Source organism: Pseudomonas mandelii (assembly GCF_024138395.1).
In the GTDB taxonomy this organism is placed as follows: Bacteria; Pseudomonadota; Gammaproteobacteria; order Pseudomonadales; family Pseudomonadaceae; genus Aquipseudomonas; species Aquipseudomonas mandelii_E.
In genome coordinates, this window is record NZ_JAMYDU010000017.1 from 19,362 (window position 1) to 40,031 (window position 20,670).

At 59.9% G+C, this 20,670-nt stretch carries 17 protein-coding genes; 5 read left to right on the forward strand and 12 right to left on the reverse strand.

Annotation, left to right across the window (positions count from 1 at the left end):
* Window positions 1–54: 54 nt before the first annotated feature.
* The 9 genes from NHU87_RS21060 to NHU87_RS21100 all read right to left on the reverse strand — a co-directional run bounded on the left by NHU87_RS21060 (window position 55) and on the right by NHU87_RS21100 (window position 10,962).
* A complete protein-coding gene (locus NHU87_RS21060) occupies window positions 55–873 on the reverse strand; it encodes a phosphoglycolate phosphatase (protein WP_253552214.1) in 819 nt (272 codons plus the stop codon).
* Complete coding sequence (gene rpe / locus NHU87_RS21065) at window positions 870–1,544, reverse strand: ribulose-phosphate 3-epimerase (RefSeq protein ID WP_052967174.1); 675 nt, start codon at window positions 1,542–1,544, stop codon at window positions 870–872. Before rpe ends, NHU87_RS21060 begins: the two co-directional genes overlap by 4 nt.
* Before the next feature lie 86 nt (window positions 1,545–1,630).
* Entirely contained in the window at window positions 1,631–2,779 is a 1,149-nt protein-coding gene (locus NHU87_RS21070) for an iron-containing alcohol dehydrogenase (protein ID WP_253552215.1), read from the reverse strand.
* A gap of 239 nt (window positions 2,780–3,018) precedes the next feature.
* Window positions 3,019–3,843, reverse strand: coding sequence for an ABC transporter permease (locus NHU87_RS21075; RefSeq protein ID WP_253552217.1), 825 nt, complete (start codon window positions 3,841–3,843; stop codon window positions 3,019–3,021).
* A 12-nt stretch (window positions 3,844–3,855) separates the two neighbouring features.
* Window positions 3,856–5,103, reverse strand: a complete 1,248-nt coding sequence (locus tag NHU87_RS21080; protein WP_253552219.1) for an ABC transporter permease — start codon at window positions 5,101–5,103, stop codon at window positions 3,856–3,858.
* Window positions 5,104–5,289: 186 nt separating this feature from the next.
* Window positions 5,290–6,333, reverse strand: a complete 1,044-nt coding sequence (locus NHU87_RS21085) for an ABC transporter substrate-binding protein (RefSeq protein ID WP_253552221.1) — start codon at window positions 6,331–6,333, stop codon at window positions 5,290–5,292.
* A gap of 48 nt (window positions 6,334–6,381) precedes the next feature.
* Window positions 6,382–7,506 carry an ABC transporter ATP-binding protein gene (locus tag NHU87_RS21090; RefSeq protein ID WP_253552223.1) on the reverse strand — a complete coding sequence of 375 codons (1,125 nt, stop codon included), beginning with the start codon at window positions 7,504–7,506 and terminating at the stop codon, window positions 6,382–6,384.
* 328 nt (window positions 7,507–7,834) lie between these two features.
* Window positions 7,835–8,464 (reverse strand): response regulator, encoded by a 630-nt coding sequence (locus tag NHU87_RS21095; protein ID WP_003210977.1) that lies wholly within the window; start codon window positions 8,462–8,464, stop codon window positions 7,835–7,837.
* Between the two features lie 104 nt (window positions 8,465–8,568).
* Window positions 8,569–10,962, reverse strand: coding sequence for a PAS domain-containing sensor histidine kinase (locus NHU87_RS21100; protein WP_253552225.1), 2,394 nt, complete (start codon window positions 10,960–10,962; stop codon window positions 8,569–8,571).
* 73 nt (window positions 10,963–11,035) lie between these two features.
* Here NHU87_RS21100 and NHU87_RS21105 point away from each other — a divergent pair, with 73 nt between their 5' ends.
* A complete protein-coding gene (locus NHU87_RS21105) occupies window positions 11,036–12,028 on the forward strand; it encodes an alpha/beta hydrolase family protein (protein WP_253552227.1) in 993 nt (330 codons plus the stop codon).
* A gap of 154 nt (window positions 12,029–12,182) precedes the next feature.
* Here the strand turns inward: NHU87_RS21105 and NHU87_RS21110 are convergent, their stop codons facing one another.
* The 3 genes from NHU87_RS21110 to NHU87_RS21120 are packed head-to-tail and all read right to left on the reverse strand — an operon-like array spanning window position 12,183 to window position 14,639.
* The gene (locus NHU87_RS21110) at window positions 12,183–12,950 is read right to left on the reverse strand and encodes a TerB family tellurite resistance protein (RefSeq protein WP_253552230.1); all 768 of its coding nucleotides are present in this window, start codon (window positions 12,948–12,950) and stop codon (window positions 12,183–12,185) included.
* A gap of 1 nt (window position 12,951) precedes the next feature.
* Complete coding sequence (murU, locus tag NHU87_RS21115) at window positions 12,952–13,623, reverse strand: N-acetylmuramate alpha-1-phosphate uridylyltransferase MurU (RefSeq protein ID WP_253552232.1); 672 nt, start codon at window positions 13,621–13,623, stop codon at window positions 12,952–12,954.
* Window positions 13,620–14,639, reverse strand: a complete 1,020-nt coding sequence (locus tag NHU87_RS21120) for an aminoglycoside phosphotransferase family protein (protein WP_253552234.1) — start codon at window positions 14,637–14,639, stop codon at window positions 13,620–13,622. Before NHU87_RS21120 ends, murU begins: the two co-directional genes overlap by 4 nt.
* 130 nt (window positions 14,640–14,769) lie before the next feature.
* Between NHU87_RS21120 and NHU87_RS21125 the strand changes: the two genes are divergently transcribed.
* The 4 genes from NHU87_RS21125 to rsmA are packed head-to-tail and all read left to right on the forward strand — an operon-like array spanning window position 14,770 to window position 20,666.
* Entirely contained in the window at window positions 14,770–17,568 is a 2,799-nt protein-coding gene (locus tag NHU87_RS21125; RefSeq protein WP_253552236.1) for an LPS-assembly protein LptD, read from the forward strand.
* On the forward strand, window positions 17,549–18,865 hold the full coding sequence (gene surA, locus NHU87_RS21130; RefSeq protein WP_253552238.1) for a peptidylprolyl isomerase SurA: 1,317 nt from the start codon (window positions 17,549–17,551) through the stop codon (window positions 18,863–18,865). Before NHU87_RS21125 ends, surA begins: the two co-directional genes overlap by 20 nt.
* Entirely contained in the window at window positions 18,862–19,851 is a 990-nt protein-coding gene (pdxA, locus tag NHU87_RS21135) for a 4-hydroxythreonine-4-phosphate dehydrogenase PdxA (protein WP_253552239.1), read from the forward strand. The genes surA and pdxA overlap by 4 nt, the downstream gene beginning before the upstream one ends.
* Window positions 19,848–20,666, forward strand: coding sequence for a 16S rRNA (adenine(1518)-N(6)/adenine(1519)-N(6))-dimethyltransferase RsmA (gene rsmA, locus NHU87_RS21140; protein WP_253552240.1), 819 nt, complete (start codon window positions 19,848–19,850; stop codon window positions 20,664–20,666). The genes pdxA and rsmA overlap by 4 nt, the downstream gene beginning before the upstream one ends.
* Window positions 20,667–20,670 lie beyond the last annotated feature (4 nt).

Genomic DNA, 20,670 nt, shown 5'->3' on the forward strand with positions numbered 1-20,670 from the left:
TGAGGGTCTAACGGTCAGGTGTGCAAACGCGCCGGTACGCCGGCCAGGAACAAGTCAGGCGCGCCAACGCCAGCGGGCCAGGGCCTTGATGACTTTCATCCAGAGTTTGCGAGTGACCACCACGATGGCGTTTCCAGGAGGGGATTGAACAGCGTCGGGCAACGTTATCCCAGCGGCCGGATCCAGGCAACCGGGAATTAGTTTGCGCAGATCATCGATCACCAGCGCCGGCGATTCTTCGGCAATCGGCCGACCGTGGTTATAGCCATAACTGAGTGCTACGCATTTGACCCCCGCCGCTTTCGCCGCCAGCACATCGCTGCGCGAGTCGCCGACGAACAACGATTGCGACGCCGGAATGTTGGCCATTTTCATCACGAAAAACAGCGCGGCCGGGTCGGGTTTCTTGTTCGGCAGGGTGTCGCCACCGATGATCCATTTGAAGTAACGGCCGATCTTCATCTGATCCAGCAGCGGCGCGACGAAGCGTTCCGGCTTGTTGGTGATCAGCGCCATTTCGACGCCTTGTTTGTTCAGCCACTTGAGGGTGTCACGCACGCCGGGGTAAACCACCGTCAGTTCGTGACCGTCCTCATAAAAGCCGTTGAACAATTCCAGGGCATGCTCGGCCTCGACCTCATCGACACCCTCGGCGTCGATGTGGTTGGCCAAGGCCCGGCGCACCAGCATGTGTACGCCGTTGCCAACCCACTCGCGCACCGGTTCGATACCGGCAGGTTGACGCCCGAGTTTGAGCAGCATGTTATCCACAGCCGCCGCGAGGTCAGGGACCGAATCGACCAGCGTGCCATCCAGATCGAACATCACCAGCCGCGGCAGACGCCCGGGGAACAGCTGCTCAAAACCACTCATGGGCGAGCCAGTGCCAGTTCGGAGCGCATTTTTTCAATCACTTCCTGGTAGTTCGGCGCATTAAAGATCGCCGAGCCAGCGACGAAGGTGTCGGCGCCAGCAGCAGCGATTTCGCGAATGTTGTTCACGTTCACTCCACCGTCGATCTCCAGGCGAATGTCACGACCGGAGGCATCGATCAGCGCCCGCGCTTCACGCAGCTTGTCGAGGGTACCGGGAATGAACTTCTGCCCGCCAAAGCCCGGGTTGACGCTCATCAGCAATACCATGTCGACCTTGTCCATCACGTACTTGAGCACGTCCAGCGGAGTCGCCGGGTTGAACACCAGGCCCGCTTTGCAGCCGCCTTCGCGGATCAATTGCAGGGAACGGTCGACGTGCTGCGTGGCTTCCGGGTGGAAGGTGATGTAGGTCGCACCGGCCTCGATGAAGTCGCCGACGATGCGGTCCACCGGGCTGACCATCAGGTGCGCGTCGATCGGCGCGGTCACGCCGTACTTGCGCAGCGCGGCACACACCATCGGGCCGATGGTCAGGTTGGGCACGTAGTGGTTGTCCATGACATCGAAGTGCACGAAGTCGGCGCCGGCGGCCAGGACGTTGTCCACTTCCTCGCCCAGGCGGGCGAAATCGGCGGAGAGAATCGACGGAGCAATGACGAAGGGCTGCATGACGCACCTTTTTTGAGCAGAATCACGATGGCGCGCATTGTATACCTCATGCTTTGACACGCGCACCGTGCTGCGATGATTGGGTCCTAATAGGCCGCCCGATAGATCTTCTCGATATCAACGGCGGTCAATTTGCGCGGATTGTTGCGCATCAGGCGCTCGATGCCGGCGGCTTCCACGGCCATGGCCGGGATCGCGTCTTCGGGCACCCCGAAACTGCGCAGGCCCAGCGGGATTTCCACCGCTGCACATAACTCGGTCATCGCCTCCACGGCTTTGTCCGCCGCTTCGTTGGCGCTCAGGTGAGCGGTCTTAACCCCCATGGCCTCGGCAATATCCTGCATGCGCTCCACGCAAGCCATCTTGTTCCAGGTCATGACATACGGCAGCAGCAAGGCATTGCTGACGCCATGGGCAATGTTGAAACGCCCGCCCAGCGGATACGCCAACGCATGCACCGCGCCGACCCCGGCATTGCCGAACGCCATGCCGGCCATCAGGCTGGCGGTGGCCATGTCTTCGCGGGCTTGCAGATGGGATGGATTGGCGTAAGCCTTGGGCAGCGCCTGGGTAATCAGCTTGATCGCGCCAATGGCCAAGGCGTCGGTGATTGGCGAGGCATTGAGCGACAGGTAGGACTCGATGGCGTGCACTAGCGCATCGACGCCACTGGCGGCGGTGACACTGCGCGGGCAGGTCAGGGTCATTTGCGGGCTGACCAGCGCCACGTCCGGCAACAGGTAGTCACTGACAATGCCTTTCTTCAACTGCGCGACCTTGTCGGAGAGGATGGCCACGTTGGTCACTTCCGAACCGGTGCCGGCAGTGGTCGGGATCGCAATCAGCGGCGGGCCTTTGCGCGGTACCTGATCGACACCGAACAAATCCTCCAGCGCGCCGTGGTAACCGGCATAGGCTGCAACACTCTTGGCGATGTCGATGGCACTGCCGCCACCGAGGCCAATCAGCCCATCATGCCCGCCTTCACGGTAAACCCGTATGCAGTCTTCAACGATGGCGATTTCCGGGTCCGGCAACACCCGGTCGAAAATCTCGTAACTGCGCTCGCCCAGCTGCGCCAGCGCCAGCTCTACCGTGCCGGACTTGACCAGTGCGGCGTCGGTGACGATCAGCGGATTGTCGACATCCAGGCGTGTGAGCTCGGCCGCCAGTTGCTCGATGGCACCTGCGCCGGTGATCAGTTTGTGAGCGATTTTGAAAGAAGAAAGACTCATGTGCGCAGCCTCTTATAGATAGGGGAGCTGGGCACAATAGTAGCTGGGGATTGGGGTTTGTCTGCTATTCAGATCATAAATGACCGAAGACTCCCTGACCGATCGTTCCCGACGCTCTGCGTGGGAATGGATCAAGGGATGCTCCGCGTTCCAGCTTTAGAAGGGACGCAGAGCGTCCCGGGCTGCATTCCCACGCGGAGCGTGGGAACGATCATTCACAGGTTGATCGGGGCGCTGCTTTATACCTGCGCAGTGCGTAGTTTTTCGCTACGCCCGCGCAGCCATTCCAGCGTCAGCAACAGGATCACCGAGAACGCAATCAGCAGCGTCGCGGCAGCGGCAATCGTCGGGCTGAGGTTCTCGCGAATGCCGCTGAACATTTGCCGAGGCAAGGTCGCTTGTTCGGGGCCGGCGAGGAACAGCGTCACCACCACTTCATCGAACGAGGTGGCGAAGGCAAACAGCGCACCGGAGATCACGCCCGGCGCAATCAACGGCAAGGTCACCCGGCGGAACGCGGTCAGCGGCGATGCTCCAAGGCTTGCGGCCGCCCGCACCAGATTCTGGTTAAACCCCTGCAATGTCGCCGATACCGTAATGATCACAAACGGCACGCCCAACACCGCATGCACCACGATCAGCGAGAAAAAGCTGTTGCCCAATCCCAATGGTGCAAAGAACAGATAACTCGCCACACCAATGATTACCACCGGCACCACCATCGGCGAAATCACCAGCGCCATCACCAGCGGTTTACCCGGAAAGTCGCCCCGGGTCAGGCCAATCGCCGCCAGCGTGCCGAAAATCATCGCCAGCACGGTCGCTGCCGGGGCAACGATGATGCTGTTCTTCAACGCACGCATCCATTCCGCCGAGGCGAAGAAGTCCTGATACCAGTGCAGCGAGAAGCCTTGCAGCGGATAGACCAGAAAGCTCCCTGAGTTGAACGACAGCGGAATGATCACCAGCACCGGCAGGATCAGGAACAACAAAATCAGGCCGCAGAGAATCCGCAAGCTGTAGAACCACACCCGTTCGATGGGCGACATATAAGGACTCAGCATTTCATTCTCCCCTTAGCTCAGGCGCAGGCGACTGGCGCCCACCAGCCAGCTGTAAATCAGATAAAGCACCACGGTCGCCAGCAGCAACAGCCCACCGAGCGCGGTCGCCATGCCCCAGTTGATGCTGGTGTTGGTGTAGAAGGCGACGAAATAACTGACCATCTGATCGTTCGGGCTGCCCAGCAGCGCCGGGGTGATGTAGTAGCCGATGGCGAGGATGAACACCAACAGGCAACCGGCGCCGACACCGGCATAGGTCTGCGGGAAATACACCCGCCAGAAACTGGCGAACGGGTGGCAGCCGAGGGAAATCGCCGCGCGCATGTAGGTTGGCGAGATGCCTTTCATCACGCTGTAGATCGGCAGAATCATGAACGGCAGCAGGATGTGCACCATCGAGATGTAGACCCCGGTGCGGTTGAACACCAACTCCAGCGGTTTATCGATAATGCCCATGGCCATCAGACCGCTGTTGATCAAACCACCCGATTGCAGCAACACGATCCACGCGGCGACCCGCACCAGAATCGAGGTCCAGAACGGCAACAGCACCAGAATCATCAGCAGGTTGCTTTGCCGCGATGGCAGGTTCGCCAGCAGGTAGGCCAACGGATAGGCCAGCACCAGGCAAATCACGGTGATGATCAGGCCCATCCAGAAGGTCCGGGCGAAGATATCGAGGTAGATCGCCTGATCGGGGGTGGCCGGGGCGATTTCGCCGAGGTCGTCAATGCGGTGATCGAGGGCCGCCAGTAGGTAATAAGGCGTCACGTCGCTGGTATTGCGGCGCACGACCTGCCAATAGGCCGGATCGCCCCAACGCTCATCCAGCGCTTCCAGTGCTTCTTTATAGGAGGCTGGTTCGGTGGCGAACGGCAAGGCGCGTGCGGTTTTGGTCAACAGGCTTCGGTAGCCGGCCAACTCCATGTTCAAGCGCTTGGACAAGTCGCCCAGGGTCTGATTCTTGCGGGCTTCGGCGAGGTCTTCGCTGGCGGCCTTGTACACAGGCTCTGACGGCAGGCCTCGGCCATCCCAACTGGCGATGGCTGCCACGGTGCGCGGCATGGTGCCGACCACTTCCGGGTTACCGACGCTTTTGTAGAGCAGCGCCACGATCGGCACCAGAAACACCAGCAACAGAAACAGCACCAACGGCGCGATCAAGGCTTGTGCTTTCCAGCGGTTGATCCGCTCGGCGTGCTTGAGCCGCTGCTTCAAGGTGGGGTCAGTGCCCGCGTTCACGGGAACGGCGATAGCCATGGCGTACTCCGGAAATCTTTGGTCATTGCAAAGGTGGCAAGCGCCGCCTCGAACTTTTGCTGCTGATCGTTCCCACGCTCTGCGTGGGAACGCATCCAGTGACGCTCTGCGTCACAGGGACGCGGAGCGTCCCGGGCGGCATTCCCACGCAGAGCGTGGGAACGATCATAAGCCCACGGGGTGATCTTATTTTGCAGCCCAGGAATTGAAGCGCTGCTCCAGTTGCTCGCCGTTGTCAGCCCAGAAGCTGACGTCGATCTGCACCTGGTTGGCGATGTTTTCCGGGGTGGTCGGCATGTCTTTCAGGACATCCTTGGACAGCAAAGGCACGGCTTGGGTGTTGGCCGGGCCGTAAGCGATGTTTTCCGAGTAGGTCTTCTGCTGCTGCGGAGCCACCGTGAACGCGATGAATTTCTTCGCCGCTTCAGCACGGGTCTTATCCAGACCTTTTGGAATCGCCCATGCGTCGAAGTCGTAGATACCGCCGTTCCACACCACTTTCAGATTGCTTTCTTTCTGTACCGCAGCAATCCGGCCGTTGTAGGCCGAACTCATGACCACATCACCGGAGGCGAGGTATTGCGGCGGCTGTGCGCCGGCTTCCCACCACTGGATGCTTGGCTTGAGCTCATCGAGCTTCTTGAACGCACGGTCCTGCCCGTCCTTGCCGGCAAGCACTTTGTAGACGTCTTTCGGCGCAACACCATCGGCCATCAAGGCGAATTCCAGGGTGTACTTGGCGCCTTTACGCAGCCCGCGTTTGCCCGGGAATTTCTTGGTGTCCCAGAAATCGACCCAACTGGTCGGAGCGGTTTTCAGCTTGTCGGCGTTGTAGGCCAATACGGTCGACCACACGAAGAAGCCCACGCCGCACGGCTGGATAGCGCCTTTGACGTAGTCTTCGGTTTTGCCGAACAGCGCAGGGTCGAGTTGCTCGAACATGTCTTCGTCGCAACCACGGGACAGTTCTGGCGATTCAACTTCCACCAGGTCCCAGGACACGCTTTTGGTGTCGACCATGGCTTTGACCTTGGCCATCTCGCCGTTGTACTCGCCAGCGATGATTTTGCCGTTGCCCGCCGCTTCCCACGGTGCGTAGAAGGCTTTGACCTGCGCCGCCTTGTTCGCCCCGCCAAAGGACACCACGGTCAGGTCCGGGCCCGCCGCCATCGCGTGCGCCGCACCCATCATGCCGACGACCAGGGCGGTGAATTTCAGGGATCTCAACATTTATTGTTCTCCAACTGCAGGGTTAGTGTTGGTGAAGCAGGGGGGCGATCAATGCGCCTCTAAAAGTGGGTCGAGCGCGCGAACGTGTTCGACCTGCCAGCCAAGCGGTACCACATCGCCGACGGCGAGCGCGGGATCGAGCTCGGCAATCGGTTGTTTCACAAAGAAGTCGGTCTTGCCGCAGACTTCCAGGCGAACCCGGACGTGGTCGCCCAGATAGATGAATTCCGCCACCCTCCCTGAGAAGCGGTTGACGCAGGACTCGCTCGAGCCATTGAGGCTCACGCGCTCCGGGCGAATCGACAGGGTGACGGGTTCGCCGGTCTTGCCGACATTGACCGCCAGGGCTTCAACCTTTTCACCGCGACCGAGCTCAACCACGCAGCGGTCGCCGGTGTGGCTGTGCAGGCGACCATTGAGACGGTTGTTCTCGCCGATGAAGTTGGCGACGAAGGTGTTTTTCGGTTCTTCATAGAGGGAGCGCGGCGGCGCGATCTGCTGAATCTCGCCCTGGTGGAACACCGCCACACGGTCGGACATGGTCAGGGCTTCGCCCTGGTCGTGGGTCACGTAGACCACGGTCACACCGAGGCGCTGGTGCAGGTGTTTGATTTCCATCTGCATGTGTTCGCGCAGTTGTTTGTCCAGGGCGCCGAGAGGTTCGTCCATCAGCACCAGTTGCGGTTCGAACACCAACGCACGGGCCAGGGCCACACGCTGCTGCTGACCGCCGGACAGTTGCGCCGGATAACGCTGGGCGAAGGTGTCGAGCTGAACCATGCTCAACACACGTTTGACCCGGTCACCGACATCGCTTTTGTTCAAGCCGCGCACGGTCAGCGGGAACGCCAGGTTTTCGGAAACCGTCATGTGCGGAAACAAAGCGTAGTTCTGGAACACCATGCCGATGTCGCGTTTATGCGGTGGCACGTTGTTGATGGAGCGCCCGGCCAGTTGAATTTCGCCGGCGGTCGGCGTTTCGAAACCGGCGAGCATCATCAGACTGGTGGTCTTGCCGGAGCCGGACGGCCCGAGCAAGGTGAGGAATTCGCCTTTGCGAATATCCAGGTTGAGGTCTTTGACGATCAGGTTCTCGCCGTCGTAGCTCTTTTGCACTCCACGAAAGCTGACCAGAATATCGCTGGCCCCTGCGCTTGAATCAACCTGGCTCATACCCACACCTTTGTTATTGATGACTGCTGTGGATTAAGCCTAGTGGACGCTGGGAGCCACGCAAATCGGGGCGCAGGAGAGAATCGCCTCAGCCGGATGGAAGGTTGGGGGTAGGGATCGCCCTACAAGGATGGCGGGGATGGATAGGAGCAGCGGCAAGCTTGAAGCTGCAAGCCGCAAGAACAGGCAAAAGCAGCGTTGAAGGCATGTCGCAAATGGGCATGCCGACACGGTCCCTGTAGGAGCGAGGCTTGCCCGCGAAGGCGTCCTCACTGACGCTAAAAGCTTCGCGGGCAAGCCTCGCTCCTACGGGGGATCGCGTTCAGATTTAGAGAAGTTTGTGTTCCATCGCGTACTTCACCAGTTCGGCCAGGGAGGTGATGTTGAGTTTTTGCATCAGCCGCGCCTTGTGGGTGCTGATGGTTTTGCTGCTCAGGGCCAGTTGTTGCGCGATGTCGTTGACGTTGGCGCCCTGGGCCAAGCGCTCGAACACCGAGAATTCACGCTCCGACAGCAATGAGTGCAACGGCCGCGAATCCGTCAGGCCGACTTCGAAGACCATACGGTCGGCCAGGTCCGGGTCGATGTATCGTCCGCCCGCCGCGACTTTGCGGATTGCCGTCAGCAGCAATGCCGGATCGCTGTCTTTTGTCGCATAACCTGCGGCGCCGACCTTCAACGCCCGAGCGGCCATTTGCGCTTCGTCGTGCATCGACAACACCAGAATCGCCGGCGGATTGTTCAAGGCGCGAATCCGCGGGATCGCTTCCAGGCCGTTGACCCCGGGCATGGAGATATCCAGCAACACCACTTCGCAGGGAACATGGCGCAAGGTCTCGAGCAACTGCTCGCCATTGCTCGCCTCCCCTACCACCAGCAAGTCCTTGGCGAGGCCGATCAACTGCTTGATGCCTTCACGAACGATGGTGTGGTCTTCGGCTACCAGTACACGAATCACTTGCCTCTCCTCAATAATTGCTTTGTCGCCGAAAAGATCGCAGCCTTCGGCAGCTCCTACAGGGGTACGCGTTCGGCGTAGGAGCTGCCGAAGGCTGCGATCTTTTAGAGGTCCAACGGCACTCGCACACTCAGGGTCGTGCCCTCCCCCGGCTCACTCTCCAGCAACAACTGCCCGCCCATGATCAACACCCGCTCACGCATGCCGACCACCCCAAAGGATGTCGGCCTGCCAGTAGCGGCGACAAATCCTACGCCATCATCGCTGACGGTCAGACAGAGTTCATTGCCCTCAAGGGCCAGCGTCAGTTCAACAGTATGCGCCTGGGCGTGGCGCATGACATTGGTCAACGCTTCCTGAAGAATCCGGAACAGCCCGATGGCCTTGGCATCGCTGAGCACCGGCAAGTTATCCGGCACTTGTACCAGGCACGGGATCTGCGTGCGCGCCTCGAACCGCCGGGCCTGCCATTCGATGGCCGAGGCGATCCCGGCATCGAGAATCGGCGGCCGTAGAGCCGTGGCCACATCGCGCACCAGCTGAAACAGCTGAGCGATCAACCGCTTCATGCTGTTCAAGCGCTCATGCAGGCCCGGATCGAGCTGGGCGTAGGCCAGTTCGCACATGGACGTTTCCAGCTTCAACACGGTCAACATCTGACCCAACTCGTCGTGAACTTCCCGGGCGATGCGGGCCTTTTCCTCTTCCCGCACGCTCTCCAAGTGGGCGGACAACTCGCGCAATTGCTCGCGGGAACTGGCCAGTTCCAATTCGATGCGCTTGCTCTCGGTGATGTCCCAGACGATCCCGTCCCAGACATAAGCGCCATCTTCAAGCCGGCGGGTAATGGCCTTGATCTCGGCCCAGCGCTGCTCGCCTTGACGGGTCAGAATTCGTCCCTGCCACGACCAGTCGCTGTCGGTATCCAGTGCGTGATCCTGAGTCTGGTGATAACTGGCCCTGTCATCCGGATGCACCAGACTGCGCAGGCCTTTGTCCCGATGGGCCAGAGTGGCCGGCGAGTAGCCCACCAGACTTTCGCTGCCTTCACTGATGTAGGCAAAGTCGATCTGGCCCGTCACCGGAGCGCGCTCCAGACGAAAGACCAGGCCGGGAACGTTGGCGGCGATCCCTTGTAGCCGCGCCTCGCTTTCCTGCAATGCGGCCAGGGCGCGACGACGTTCGGTGACGTCATTGAGGTAAACCACCAGGTATTCGCCATCGCGAAAGCGCAAGAAGCTCAACGAAACATCCGCCGGCAGAATACTGCCGTCCGCGCGCACGCAATTGGTTTCGAAACTTTGCGGCCCTTCGTCACTGGCCCGAGCGCGTTTCCACAGGCTCAGCCAGCGGTCCATGTGCAAGCCGGGCTCGAAGTCGATCAATGGTCGATCAATGATCCCGCCTGCCGGGTAGCCGAGCATGGTTTCGGCCGCCCGGTTGGCGTAGCGCACATGGCTGTCCCAGTTGACCCAGAGGATGCCGACGGTGCTCTGATCGATGGAAAACTGCGTAAGGCGCAAGGCCTCTTCGCTGGCCTCGCGCAGGGCAATGTCTTCGCGCGCCGCCAGCAATCGTTGCTCCAGACTGTGTTGCTGACGACGCTGCCAGAACACAATGGCCATGCTGCTCAGCAGTAACACCACCAAGAGCAGGCTGAGGTTTTGCCAGAAACCCGGCGACTCGGACAGTCGCGGGTACTTGGGTTGCAGCCATTGATTGTGCAGTTGTTCGAGGTCCTTGGCCGGGATCGCCCGCAGCGCACTTTCGACGATGCCGGCCAACTCCGGCCAGTCCCGGCGCGTGGCCACTCGCAACAGTTGCGGGAAACCGATATCGCCCACCACGGCCAACCCGGAGAACTCAGGCTCGGCAGACAGACGCCCGAACTGCGCTTCATCGACCACGGCGTAACGGGCCTGCTGACTCAACAACAACTGCAGCGCCTGGCGCTCCAGGGGCACACCTTGCAGGTTCAGATGGGGATAATTGCTGCGCAGATAATCGGCAGTGACGCTGGGCATGCGCACAGCGACGCGGGTCTGGCTGTCGAGTTTTTCCAGCTCTACCGCACCGGTGCTCTTCTGGTCGCTGACCACCAGTTGCGGCACTCGCATGTAAGGGTCGGAAAATTGCCAGAGCCGCAATGCCGCAGGGGTTTGCGTCAGCCCTGGCGCGATATCGATATCGCCTTCACGGGCGGCAGCTTCCAGTTGCGCAAGATCAGGATAATTACGCCAGTTCAGTTCGACCTTGAGCGCTTTGGCCAGCCACTTCATCAGCTCGATGTTCACCCCGGACAGGCGCTGCAAGCGGCGATCGTATTGGGCATAAGGCGTTTGCAACACCACTCCGACCCGCAACTCGCCATGCTGCGCCAGCCATTGCTGTTGCGTTGGCGACAGGTGCACGACATGCGCCGGTGGCGCGGGCGCCGCCCAGCCCATCAAGGGAAACCATAAACAGCCGATAACCCACAGGCAGCGAAAATGCATCATCGAAGTCTCACACACTGACAAATACTGACCAACCCATTAGGCTGCCGGAATAACTTCTGGCCTGGAATATCCGATGCCCCCTGTCTACCGCCTGGCACTGCCAGCATTGTGCCTGTCGTTGATCCTGCCTTGCGCGTTTTCCGTCGAGGCGGCCGCTCCGGCACCTGCCGCTGCGGAAAAACCCGCAGAAGAAAAACCGGTCGAACGTCAGCCGCTGCTTGAGCGTAGTCAGGAAGAAGCGAGCGCACTTGAGCGAAAAATCCCTGCGCAGGAACAGCAAAAACTGCAAGCCGGCACTGACAACTTTCTCGCCTTGTGGAAACCGGCCAATACCGCCGAACCCAAAGGCGCGGTGATTATCATCCCGGGCGCCGGCGAAACAGCTGACTGGCCGCAAGCGATCAGCCCATTGCGGCGCAAGTTGCCGGACGTCGAGTGGAGCAGCCTGAGTATCACCTTGCCGGACCTGCAAAGCGAAGCCATTGCGCCACGTATCGTCGAAGTGGCGCCAGCGCCGAAAACACCTGATGCCGGCAGCAAAGACGCCACGACCGCGGCGCCCATCGAACAGGCGGCCGGCGGCGAAGCAGATGTGGCCGACAAGGCCATCGTCGAAACTGCCGAAGACCAGGCCAAAGCCGACGCGGAGCGAATCTTCGCGCGCATCGATGCAGCTATCGCCTACGCCGAACAGCAAAGCGCTCGCAGTATCGTCGTATTGGGCCACGGTACCGGCGCTTACTGGGCCACGCGTTATCTGAGCGAGAAGCAGCCATCGCAAGTCGAGAAGTTGGTGATGGTCGCCGCGCAGACGCCTGTTACAGCGACGCCGGGGCTGGCTGAGCTCACACCTACCTTGAAGCTGCCTACCGCGGATATCTTTTATATGGATAAGCCGGTGGATCGTAACGCTGCGCTGGAACGTTTGCAGGCCAGCAAGCGCTTGAAAACTACGGGGTTCAGTCAGGTGTCGCTCAAGGCTTTGCCGGGGAATGCCAAGGCCGAGCAAGAGCAATTGGTCCGTCGGGTGCGGGGTTGGTTGAATCCTCAACCTGCGGCGGACTGATAGACCGGGTTGGCCCATTCGCGGGCAAGCCTCGCTCCTACAGGTTTTATGATCGCCGCATAATTGGGCACGACACAAAACCTGTAGGAGCGAGCGGTGCGGCGATCCGACTTGCCCGCGAAGACGGAATCACTGGCAATACAACTCTGCCCTGCTAACGAAAATCCCGCCGCTCACGAATCAACGTATAGGCAGTATGCAATTCACGAGTCTTGTCCGTGGCCTCGCGAACCTGCAACGCCGTCGCACCGCTGCCGGCAATCTTGTCCGGATGATGACGACTGAGCAGGCGTCGATAGGCGCGCTTGATTTGCGCCGGCTCACTGGTCGCCGATACTCCCAATAGCCGCAAGGCGTCTTGATAAGTGACAGCGCTGCTGACCGACGGGCGTTGGTGCGGTTCATAGTCAGTCGCCAAGGCCTGCACCTGTAGCCGCGTCCAGCCCAACCATTTGCCCCACTGGGCAATCAGCTCGCGCTCACTGCTACCAGCGCGACCATCGGCCCAGACCATCCGCCAACAGGCACGCAGCACGCCTTCCGCCGCATGGGGTTGAGCACTCAGGCGTCGCAGATAACCGCGCAACCGGTCATGTCCCGACTTACCGCGATTGAACGCCGCAATCGCCCGACGTTGCGCCGATTCGGTCATTTCCAGCGAGCGCATTTCCTGCCGCGCCTGCTGGATGTGACCATCCACTACCCGCCCATCGCTCTTGGCCAATCGGCCCAGCAACACGAATAGCAGTTCATCGTTGCGCAGCACCGAGCGGCCACCGAATTTTTCCCATAAATGCGCCCAACTCTGCAGGTGCAGGCGCCGATCCAATGCCTGTCCCAATAAAGCGCCGAGCATGGCCCCCGGAATGTCGGCTATGACAAAGCCCGCTCCGGCTCCAATCAGAGTCCCTGGCCACAACATGTCAGCGTCTCGCTTCTATCAGAGTTTCGACTTCAGCCAGGCGCTCGTGGGTGCCGACATCCACCCAATGCCCATTCAGGCGCTCGCCGGTCACTTGCCCGTCAGCCATCGCTTTGCGCAGCAGCGGCGCAAGCTTGAAGGCACCGGCCGAGCACCCGTCAAACAGCTGCGGATGCAACACGGCGATACCGCTGTAGGTCAGGGTTGATGCATCCGGCTGACCGTCCTGCACATGGCCATCGACCAAAGTGAAATCTCCACTCGGGTGATGCGCCGGGTTGTCCGCCAATACCAGATGAGCGAGCCCGACGATGGGCTGATGCAACACGCTGAAGTCGTAGTCGGTCCAGATATCACCATTGACCACCACAAAAGCCTCGTCACCCAACAACGGCAACGCACGGAAAATACCGCCACCGGTCTCCAGCGGTTCACCTTCCGCCGAGTACTGAATGCTCACGCCATACCGCGAACCATCGCCCAGATAATCTTCGATCTGCTGACCGAGCCAGGCATGGTTGATCACGATCTCGGTAAATCCTGCAGCGGTCAATGCTCTCAGGTGATACTCGATCAAGGGTACACCGCCGACGCGAACCAGCGGTTTTGGTGTGGTCAGGGTCAGCGGACGCATGCGCTCGCCTTTACCCGCGGCCAGAATCATTGCCTTCATGCAGTCGCTCCAGCACGCAGACTGACCAGCAATTCACCCAACTCCGCCAGTTCAGGGCGACGGGCGATGACCGCGTCTATATAAGCAAAGAAGCGCGGCACATCGCCGAGGTAGCGCGGTTTGCCATCGCGATGGCAGATGCGGGCGAAAATGCCGATGACTTTCAAGTGGCGCTGCACGCCCATCAGGTCGCTGGCGCGCAGAAAGTCTTCAAAGTCTGGCTGAACCGGGATGTCCAGCGCGCCTGCTTGCTGCCAGTAATCCTCCAGCCAGGCACGCACGCGCTCTTCAGGCCAGCTGAGGAAGGCGTCCTTGAACAGGCAAGTCACGTCATAAGTCACCGGCCCGTAGACCGCGTCCTGGAAATCCAGCACGCCGGGATTCGGCTCGCTGAGCATCAGGTTGCGCGGCATGTAGTCGCGATGCACCAGGACTTTGGGTTGAGCGAGAGCGCTATCGATCAGCAAGTCGCTGGCCTGCTGCCAGAGCGCTTGCTGCGCCGAGTCGAACTCAATGCCCAGTTCGCGCTTCACGTACCACTCGGGGAACAGTTCCAGCTCGCGACGCAGCAGCGCCACGTCATAACTCGGTAGCGGCGCCACCATCGGCAACTGTTGGAAAGCCAGCAGCGCCTGCAGGGCATCCTTGAACAAATCGTCGGCATTTTCGCTGTCGATCACGTCCAGATAAGTCTTGTTGCCCAGGTCATTGAGTAAAAGAAAACCACGTTCGAGGTCTTCGGCATAAATTTTCGGCACGTTTATTCCGGATTTCGCCAGCAGAAAAGCGATATCCACAAAGGGTTTGCAGTTTTCCTGGGGCGGCGGCGCGTCCATCACGACAAAACTTCTGCCTTCGCCTTCCCAGCGGAAATAGCGCCGAAAACTCGCGTCGCTACTGGCCGCAGTCAACGTGGCCGGGGGCACGGTGCCCCAACCTTGTGCTGCAAAGAGGATAGCCAACTGTTCATCGAGCCAAACTTTCAGGTGTTGCAAGCGTACATCTTGGTCAGGCATTGCAAGGGTCTCCGACGGCGCTAGCCGTCAAGCGGGTCATGCTTTATTATCCAGCATCTTTTTCAGACCATCGAGAGGCGTGCGGCCCACACCGCGGGCAGATGGCACGCAGGAAGCCCGGACTAATAAGATGGCATTGAAATCCCCCGCGTTTCGTAAAAAATTTCCGTTGTTGGTGACCGGCAGTCTGCTGGCCCTGCAACCTCTAGCCACTTCGTTCGTGGTCGCCGCGGAACAGTATGACTGCTCCGTCTCTGCTTCGGGTGCCTGGGACTGTGCGCCAAAGGCGCCGGCGGCTGCATTGCCGCCACGCCCCGTCCATGAGGGCAGCGCAGTTTCCGCCACGGGTGAAGCTGCGGCAGACACCGGTTCCAGCGCAGACACCGGCGCCAAACCCGTGCTGGTTACCGAGTCCAAGGGTCGCGGCCTGAAGTCGCGTAGTGAAGACTACAGTCACCTCGACTGGGTTCCGCGCGAGAAGCTCACCGCAGCGCAATTGGCCGAAACAGGTCCTTACTGCGCTGGTTCCTATATCGAACCGATTCGTCCTGGCATGAATGACAAGACGGATAAAAGTGACGCACCTACCTTTATCGGCGCCAAAGCCTCCCGCTATAAGCAGGAAGAACAGATCGCTACCCTGGCCGGTGACGTGGTCATGCGTCAGGGCAGCATGCAGGCCGAAGCCGACGAAGCGAACCTGTACCAGGCCGAAAGTCGTGGCGAACTGAGCGGCAACGTGCGCATTCGCGACAATGGCGCCCTGATCGTGGGCGACCACGCCGACGTGCAGCTCGACACCGGTGAAGCCAAGGTCGACAACGCCGAATACGTGATGCACAAATCGCGTATCCGCGGTAACGCGCTGTATGCCAAGCGTGCCGAGAACGCGATCATCCGTCTCAAGGATGGTACGTACACCACGTGCGAACCGGACAGCAACGCCTGGCAGCTCAAGGGCAACAACATCACCTTGAACCCGGCGACCGGCTTCGGTACCGCGACCAACGTGACGTTGCGGGTCAAGGACATTCCGGTTCTGTATACGCCGTACATCTACTTCCCGATCGACGACCGTCGCCAGTCCGGCTTCCTGCCGCCGACCATAGGCTCCGGCAGCGATACCGGCTTCCTGCTGGTTACACCGTACTACTTCAACCTGGCACCGAACTACGATGCCACGTTGTACCCGCGCTACATGAGCAAGCGTGGCCTGTTGATGGAAGGCGAGTTCCGCTACCTGACCAAGTCCAGCGAAGGTCAGTTCGGCGCCGCGTACCTCAACGACGAGAACGACGATCGCAAGCTGCAGACCGACTACGAAAAAACCCGCTACATGTACAACTGGCAGCACAAGGGTGGTCTGGACTCGCGCGTAATGACTCAGGTCGATTACACCAAGATCAGCGACCCGTATTACTTCCAGGATCTGCAGTCTGATCAGATTGGTGTGAAAAGTGCCGATTTCGTGAATCAGCAAGGTTCTGTCACCTATCGTGGCGACAGCTATACCGCTCGCTTGAATGCCCAGGCTTATCAGCTGGCGACTGTTTCGAACATCACGCCTTATGATCGTTTGCCGCAGATCACCTTTAACGGACAACTGCCCTACCATCCGCAAGGTCTGGATTTCGATTACGAAACAGAGGCCGTGCGGTTTGAGCGTGACTTGAAGAACGGCGACTTCGTAAATGAAGACGGTACCGTCGAGTCGCGTCTTGATAACAACGTGACTGGCCTGGCACGTGCCAACGGCAACCGTTTGAACCTCAAGCCGGGTGTCAGCCTGCCGCTGAACTGGACTTATGGTTTCTTGAAACCATCCCTGAAGTACCAGTACACCCAGTACGATCTGGATCTGGATGGTACCGGCAAAAATCAGGTTGCTGCACAAAGCGCAGAAGCGGACCGGCTCAACGGCACCTACAGCCGTAACCAGAATCGTGGTGTGCCGATCGCGAGCATCGACAGCGGCCTGTACTTCGATCGCGATACGCAATGGTTCGGCAAGAACTATCGCCAGACACTCGAACCGCGCCTGTTCTATCTCTACGTCCCAGAGACTGATCAGGAAGACATTCCGGTTTTCGATACAGGCGAATACACCTTCAACTACGCCTCGCTGTTCCGCGACAACCGCTTCTCCGGCTCCGACCGTGTCGGTGACGAGAACAAGCTGTCGCTGGGCGTGACCAACCGCTGGATCGAAGAAAACGGCTTCGAACGTCAACGCATCAGCGTCGGCCAGGCCTTGTACTTCAAGGACCGCGAAGTCCAGTTGCCAGGTATCGATGCGAAAACCCGCGCCGATGCTCAAGCCAACGTTTCACCGTACGCGCTGGAATACGAATATCGCTGGAACCGCGACTGGCGCACCACGGCCGACTACAACTGGGACCCGGACAGCCGCAGCCCTCGCTCGGGCAGCGCGATGTTCCACTACCAGCCTGAAGACAACCCGAACAAGGTCATCAACGCCGGTTATCGCTACCGCAACGACCAGGTCCGTTATGATCAGAACACGGGTAGATGGCAGGTGGGCGGCGGTGACTATGGCACCCCTGGCCAACCTGGCTATGTGAAGGACTACTACAAGATCAAGCAGCACGATTTCTCGGTGATCTGGCCGATCGTGCCGCAGTGGAATGCTATCAGCCGCTGGCAGTATGACTACAACCGCAACCGTACTCTGGAAGCCTTCGGTGGTTTCGAATACGACAACTGCTGCTGGAAATTGCGCCTGATCAACCGTTACTGGGTCGACTATGAAGAGTTCAGTCAGAACGCCCCGGAAAACGAAAAAGGCGACCACGGCGTCTTCCTCCAAATTGTTCTGAAGGGACTCGGCGGCCTCACCGGCGCCAAGGTAGAGAGTTTCCTCGACAAAGGCATCCAAGGTTATCGTGAACGTGAAGACCAAGCTTTCTGATTGTCTGCGCCCGCTAATGCTGGGCGCGCTGTTCCTGGGTACCGCGGCCAACGCCGCGGTACAGTCCATCGATAAAGTGGTGGCCATCGTCGACAATGACGTGGTCATGCAGAGCCAACTGGACCAGCGTGTTCATGAAGTTCAGCAAACCATCGCCAAACGCGGTGCTGCCGTACCGCCTGCAGGCGTACTGGATCAGCAGGTGCTCGAGCGTCTGATCGTCGAAAACCTACAACTGCAGATCGGCGAACGCTCCGGCATCCGCATCACCGACGAAGAACTGAACCAGGCAGTCGGCACCATTGCCCAGCGCAATAACATGTCGATCGAACAATTTCGCGCCGCCCTGGCTCGCGACGGTCTGTCTTATGACGACGCTCGTGACCAGATCCGCCGCGAAATGATCATCAGCCGTGTGCGTCAGCGCCGTGTAGCTGAACGCATCCAGGTGTCCGAGCAGGAAGTGAAGAACTTCCTGGCGTCCGATCTGGGCAAGATGCAGCTGTCCGAAGAATTTCGTCTGGCCAACATCCTGATTCCTACGCCGGAAAGCGCCAACTCCGACGCGATTCAGAATGCCGCCAAACAAGCCGATGCGGTTTACCAGCAGCTCAAGCAAGGCGCTGACTTCGGTCAGTTGGCAATCGCCAAATCCGCCAGTGAAACCGCGCTGGAAGGCGGCGATATGGGCTGGCGTAAAGCCGCCCAACTGCCACCTCCGTTCGATCGCCTGCTGGGCACCATGGCAGTTGGCGATGTGACCCAGCCAATGCGCACACCGGGCGGCTTCATCATCCTGAAGATCCTCGACAAGCGTGGCGGCGAAGCCCAGGTGCGGGATGAAGTGCACGTTCGTCACATCCTGGTCAAACCAAGCCCGATCCGCGACGAAGAAAAAACCAAAGCCCTGGCTCAATCGCTCTACTCGCGTATCGAAGCGGGCGAAGACTTTGGCGAGCTGGCGAAAAGCTTCTCGGAAGATCCGGGTTCCGCTCTCAACGGTGGCGATCTGAACTGGATCGACCCGAATTCACTGGTGCCTGAATTCCGCGAAGTGATGGCCAAGACCCCACAAGGTCAGCTGTCCAAGCCGTTCCAGACTCAATATGGCTGGCACGTTCTGGAAGTCCTTGGCCGTCGCGCCACCGACAGCACCACCCAGGCCCGTGAGCAACAAGCGATGACCGTACTGCGTAACCGCAAATACGACGAAGAGCTGCAAACCTGGCTGCGTCAGATCCGTGACGAAGCGTACGTCGAAATCAAGCTCCCTGGTGCAGACCAGGCAACGCAGTGAAACCCAAGCGTTTCGCGTTGACCCCCGGCGAACCGGCCGGCATAGGTCCTGACCTGTGCCTGCTGCTCGCCTCGCAAGCCCAGCCACACCCCCTGATTGCCATTACCAGCCGCGACCTGCTCCTCGAGCGGGCCGCGCAGCTGGGTGTGATTGTCGATCTGCTGCCGGTAACGCCGGACAGCTGGCCAGATGCTCCCGCCCCGGCCAACAGCCTGTATGTGTGGGATACGCCGCTCAACGCCAAGGTCACCGCCGGGCAACTGGACAAAGCCAATGCGGCTTTCGTCCTGGAAACCCTGACGCGTGCTGGCAAGGGTTGCCTGGACGGGCATTTCGCCGGCATGATCACCGCCCCTGTGCACAAAGGCGTGATCAATGAATCCGGAATCGCCTTTTCCGGGCACACGGAATTCCTCGCTGACCTGACTCATACCGCGCAAGTGGTGATGATGCTCGCCACCCGCGGTTTGCGTGTGGCGCTGGTTACCACCCACCTGCCCCTTCGCGAGATTGCTGATGCAATCACGCCGGAGCGTCTGGAACGGGTCACGCGGATTCTGCACGCCGACCTGCAAGAAAAATTCGGCATCGCCCAGCCACGCATCCTGGTTTGCGGGCTTAATCCGCACGCCGGTGAAGGCGGCCATCTGGGCCATGAAGAAATCGACATCATCGAACCTACATTAGAGCGCCTGCGCGGCGAGGGCATGGACCTTCGCGGCCCCCTGCCCGCCGACACTCTGTTTACCCCCAAATATCTGGAGCACTGCGACGCGGTGCTGGCGATGTACCATGACCAGGGCCTGCCCGTGCTGAAATACAAAGGCTTCGGCGCGGCAGTCAACGTGACCCTCGGCTTGCCGATCATTCGCACATCGGTCGACCACGGCACTGCCCTGGATCTGGCCGGCAGCGGCAAAATCGATACCGGCAGCCTGCAAGTCGCCCTGGAAACCGCCTACCAGATGGCCGAGACCCGTTTATGACCGAACATTACCAACACCGGGCGCGCAAGCGCTTCGGCCAGAACTTCCTGCACGATGCCGGCGTTATCGACCGTATCCTGCGCTCCATTCACGCAAAATCCGAAGACCGTCTGCTGGAAATCGGCCCGGGCCAGGGTGCGCTGACCCAGGGCCTGCTCAACAGCGGCGCCCAGCTGGACGTGGTGGAGCTGGACAAAGACCTGGTTCCGATCCTCAATCAGCAGTTCGCCGGCAGGAGCAATTTCAACCTGCACCAAGGTGATGCGCTGAAGTTCGACTTCACCAGTCTGAACGCAGCACCGGGCAGTCTTCGGGTAGTCGGCAACCTGCCGTACAACATCTCTACGCCGCTGATTTTCCACCTGCTGCATAACGCCAGCCTGATCCGCGACATGCACTTCATGTTGCAAAAGGAAGTGGTCGAACGTATGGCGGCCGGCCCTGGTGGCGGTGACTGGGGTCGCCTTTCGATCATGGTTCAGTATCACTGCCGGGTCGAACATCTGTTCAACGTTGGCCCTGGCGCATTCAATCCGCCGCCGAAGGTCGATTCGGCCATCGTGCGCCTGGTGCCTCACGCGGTACTCCCGCATCCAGCCAAAGATCACAAACTGCTGGAGCGCGTCGTGCGCGAAGCCTTCAACCAGCGCCGCAAAACATTGCGCAACACTCTCAAACTGCTGCTGAGCAACGCTGAAATCGAAGCCGCCGGCGTTGATGGCAGCCTGCGGCCCGAGCAGCTCGATCTGGCTGCCTTCGTGCGCCTGGCCGACAAGCTCAGCGAACAAGTCCTACAAAAGCCTGCCACCGACTGACAGG